Annotated in this window: 4 protein-coding genes, 2 other RNA genes, 1 pseudogene and 1 riboswitch; of the genes and pseudogenes, 1 reads left to right on the top strand and 6 read right to left on the bottom strand. The window is 35.1% G+C overall.

Going from position 1 to position 3,857, the window contains the following annotated elements; translation table 11 throughout:
• Positions 1-389 precede the first annotated feature (389 nt).
• A riboswitch (M-box (ykoK) riboswitch) is annotated at positions 390-555 on the bottom strand.
• 164 nt (positions 556-719) lie between these two features.
• Genes AC1DTM_RS19960 through AC1DTM_RS19950 form a run of 3 tightly spaced genes read right to left on the bottom strand, consistent with a single transcriptional unit; the run spans position 720 to position 2,653 of the window.
• Entirely contained in the window at positions 720-1,106 is a 387-nt protein-coding gene (locus AC1DTM_RS19960) for a DUF350 domain-containing protein (protein WP_002117799.1), read from the bottom strand.
• Positions 1,103-2,338, bottom strand: coding sequence for a glutathionylspermidine synthase family protein (locus AC1DTM_RS19955; RefSeq protein ID WP_016104352.1), 1,236 nt, complete (start codon positions 2,336-2,338; stop codon positions 1,103-1,105). Before AC1DTM_RS19955 ends, AC1DTM_RS19960 begins: the two co-directional genes overlap by 4 nt.
• A gap of 3 nt (positions 2,339-2,341) precedes the next feature.
• The gene (locus AC1DTM_RS19950) at positions 2,342-2,653 is read right to left on the bottom strand and encodes a hypothetical protein (protein ID WP_002158538.1); all 312 of its coding nucleotides are present in this window, start codon (positions 2,651-2,653) and stop codon (positions 2,342-2,344) included.
• A gap of 83 nt (positions 2,654-2,736) precedes the next feature.
• Between AC1DTM_RS19950 and AC1DTM_RS19945 the strand changes: the two genes are divergently transcribed.
• Positions 2,737-3,186 carry a hypothetical protein gene (locus tag AC1DTM_RS19945; protein WP_016104351.1) on the top strand — a complete coding sequence of 150 codons (450 nt, stop codon included), beginning with the start codon at positions 2,737-2,739 and terminating at the stop codon, positions 3,184-3,186.
• A 55-nt stretch (positions 3,187-3,241) separates the two neighbouring features.
• Here the strand turns inward: AC1DTM_RS19945 and ssrS (AC1DTM_RS19940) are convergent.
• From ssrS (AC1DTM_RS19940) to AC1DTM_RS19930, 3 genes and pseudogenes are all read right to left on the bottom strand, one after another.
• A non-coding RNA gene (gene ssrS, locus AC1DTM_RS19940) (6S RNA) lies at positions 3,242-3,425 on the bottom strand.
• A gap of 21 nt (positions 3,426-3,446) precedes the next feature.
• A non-coding RNA gene (ssrS, locus tag AC1DTM_RS19935) (6S RNA) lies at positions 3,447-3,629 on the bottom strand.
• 116 nt (positions 3,630-3,745) lie between these two features.
• A pseudogene (locus tag AC1DTM_RS19930) lies at positions 3,746-3,857 on the bottom strand (sulfurtransferase); the annotation flags it as partial.

The following is a 3,857-nucleotide window of genomic DNA, read 5'->3' as shown; positions in this document are numbered from 1 at the left end:
GAGTGTTACCCACACTTTTATTTACATATAACATATTATCGTCTCCTCCTTTACAACATAGGAAGAAACGCTTTGTTTCTCAATTTATCCACTTCACCGTGAAAGTGTCTAGCGCTTAAATACTCGAATAAACGCTACATTATGATAAATATAAAGGGAGGAACAAGTCGTTTCCCTGCCTACATCATATATTTTTGATTTGAAGTATATGGGTAACGGAACCGAGTCAGAATTTGACATGCTCCTCACCTCCTCTTTAATTTTTTAGTTATAATCTATACTATGAAATTACTCATAGCTTGGTAACAAAAAAGACCCTTACTCATAAGAGAGCAAAGGTCATTGCATACACAAATAAGCGATTCCCAATATAATATAATTAGAAATCTACGGACCTCTCCCTCGCCGAGTTTTAGCACTGTATAGCATAGGTTCATTACCAGCTACGTTAAGAAAAACCTTAATTCGATCATTCCTGTTGACCCATTGGCGTCTCTCGACATTTTTGGGCAGTAGCATTTCTCTATACAGGAGCCTCACCTAACAGAGACTTATTTTAATTATATAGAAAATGTTACTCCTATTTAAAATAGATGTCAACACTTTGTATGGAAACTTTTCCTTATTACAACAACTACCTCGAGTTTAGTACACTAATACGCATCCTTCTCAGCGTTCGGCTACATAAAATAAAACCCTTACGTTAAAATGTAAGGGTTTTAATATGTTACACAACCAGCAATTACAATTCCGATGGAAAGTGATAAAAACATAAGGAAAAGACCAACTGCTTGATTATCTTCTTCAAGGCTTTTATTAATATTAAAACGTGGTGTAAGCCATTCTGCTAAATAAAAGACAATAATTTGAGCTAATATCCCAACAGCTCCCCATGAAACCATATCAAGAATTGAAATAGAATTAGCAGCCGTTGAATATAAAACGATAGCAAGACCAAGTAATCTTCCTCCAAGTACATAGCTTACCGCTTTATTCCCTTGAGCCATTAACTTAAATTCCTTAACTTTCGTTGTCACTTCCATAAGAAAAAGACCGATACATAAAAGTGCAAGTGATACTGCTAAATATAGTAAAAAATTAATCATTTATTTTCCTCCTTCTTAATACCTACCGGTAAATAATACGATTCATTTCCCGTAATTTTTTCTCCGGCACGTATACCGATGCTGCTCGCTTTTCCAGCAATTAAAAAAGCCCCAAACACGTATGACAGCTTCTCAATTCCTTTTTCAGTTTCCAAAAATACAACTGGAAGCTCTGTATATTTCTGAAATATAGGAAGTGACGATTTATACGTTTCATGTGCATTTCGAATCATAATATTTGTATCCTTATCACGAATCGTAATCGTGTCACCTTCCCTACCGAACGAAGGTTTTTGAACGAAAGGACTTTTCCCCAAAAATAAATCTGGCTCAAAATATGTAGGAAGCATATATTCTTTAATCCACTTTTGTTCCTCATTTGTGTAAAAAGCACCTTCTTCTGCTAATCCCCAAATAAGACATTGAATTGATTTCGGCTGAATTAAAAAGGCCGACAAAGGATTTATAATAAAAAGCTTTCCTTCTTTTACAAGTTGCAAAAGTTCTACTCCCACCAAATCCCCCGTTTCGGGATCTTGATCTTCAATTAAGTCTTCAATTGGATATGTTTGGCGATACAAAACATCAATTGGTACACCATCTCTATCTACTAAAGCATCATCTGTAATTCTAAGTTCTGTCATTGGCATCACTTTATTTTCAACATGACATAGCCCACTCAAATACATAGTCGTATTCCAATCTTCTATATGTTCATGATGAGCTGTGAAAACAACATTTGGATCTTCCATTCCTTTTGTAAACTCCATTACGGCTTTTGTAATACCGGAAGAAAGTAAGCGCTCTTGATTTGCATTTGGATCATCATAGCCTAATTTTCCACAAACTTTTCCATTCATTTGAAAGCATTCCACAATAAAAGTTGGAGTGTCACTATTAAACTCAAGCATTTTAATACGATTATCATCTGTTAAAGCAAAATCAAATCGTGAAATAACAGATTCAGGATACATTCCTTTCAGTCTAATAAAAGGCAAGCTTGCATCTGGAAAACCAAGTTCAAGAAGCTGTTCATTAGATAAATCCCGAAGAAGTCTAGCAGTCTTAAAAAATATTTTCCCCATTCGTTCAGTTGCTAATTGTAATTGTTTCATCGTTTGCTCTGTTATTGGAAAAACATGAAACAAACTATACTCACATTCATATAAATCCGACCAGAAATGCGGATAATTCGAATAAAATCCTTTTCGTTTCTTTATGTATTGCGACATATTTTAACCTCCAAATCCACCTTTTGAACCGCTTCCAATTCCACCTTTAAATTCGGCCGAAGATTGATAAGTTTTAAACGCTGATGAATTTTTGAAGGTGGATTTATTTTGATAGTATTTACCACCATAAAAGTAATGTCCACGATAACCTGAACTACTATCATCACACTGCCAAACACCAAGCTCATCATCCCAATCCCAATCAGAACAACTATTATCATTCGGTTCGGGGGGAATATCTTGCGCACAGCCAAATAAAGTGCCCGTCATTAAAGATGTCAGAACACCACCTACTAGCCATTTCGTTTTTGTCACCTTTGCACTCCCCTTTTTAAATTATATTTCTATTATATAAGATGGCATGATAAAGTAGAAGAAAAAGGAAGAAGAGGGATAAAATGCGATTGGAATATCGGCTCTATGATGAAACTAACGGGTATCCGGCTTTATGGAACTACGCAAATATTTCTAATTCTGAAATTGTCGCGCGCATGACTTGTGAATATTTTACAAAAGATGGAAATACATATGTCGTTACTGCAACTTCAGTAGATCCAGACGGGACAGCAGTGTTATATATACAAAAAGAAGTTTTTTTCAACGACCCTTCAGATCCTACATACTCGCACATAGGTTTTGAAATTCGAGAACTAAAGGAAGCAAGCTCAATTATGATAGAAAGTAAAGATGTGTGGAATTACGAGGACATCTTACCCTCTCTCCATTCAGATATTATATATATTCAACGGGATGGAATACATTTGGAATTCACCCTAGATTCAAGAGAAATTGATGAAGACCGCAAGTGCTATATTTATTATGGAAACTTTACAGGTAAATCGAGATAACATGAGCATATTTATTCAACAAAAAAACCTTACGTATAAAACGTAAGGTTTTTTATATAGTCCCACATATGCCGTTATCTATAGATGTCCATAAACCTGCTCTCACAGGTGGATGTTCTCACAAATGTTTGTAACTTCCTTCTTAAAAAGATGGCCTGCTATCTACATTTAAATATTGAACTTCCATATTATACTTATTGGTTTAAGACATACACAAGCTACGTACACCGTAGGAATTTTATATAATGTTAGTTGAAATAAGACCCCCGCAAGTGCCGTTCCTCGTAAATGTCCAAAAACCCGCTACTCGCAGGTGGATGCCCTCACAGTTACCGTACATCTTCCTCCACAAGGAAGGCTTGATGATGGTCACTAAATATTGAGCTTCCGTAAAACTAACATCGGTTTTAGACATAAATAAGTTACGCACACCGCAGGATGTATTATTTACTTGTCGTTATATTATCACATTGTTTCCAATGTGTAAAATATAATATTTTTGAAGCAATCTCTTGCTTGTGACCTTATTTTAATACAAATTATTTTTGCATGCAAGTGATTAATCTTCTTCTTTTGCAATTTGATTTTCTGGATAAGAAATCCAATCACTCCAGCTACCTGTATACAATTTAACATTTTGAAAACCAGCTAATTTTAATGCAACTATGTTC

The sequence above is a fragment of the Bacillus sp. P4_D3 genome (assembly GCF_056401855.1).
The sequence above is the reverse complement of the archived record's forward strand: the minus strand, read 5'-3'. Positions and strand labels throughout refer to the sequence as shown.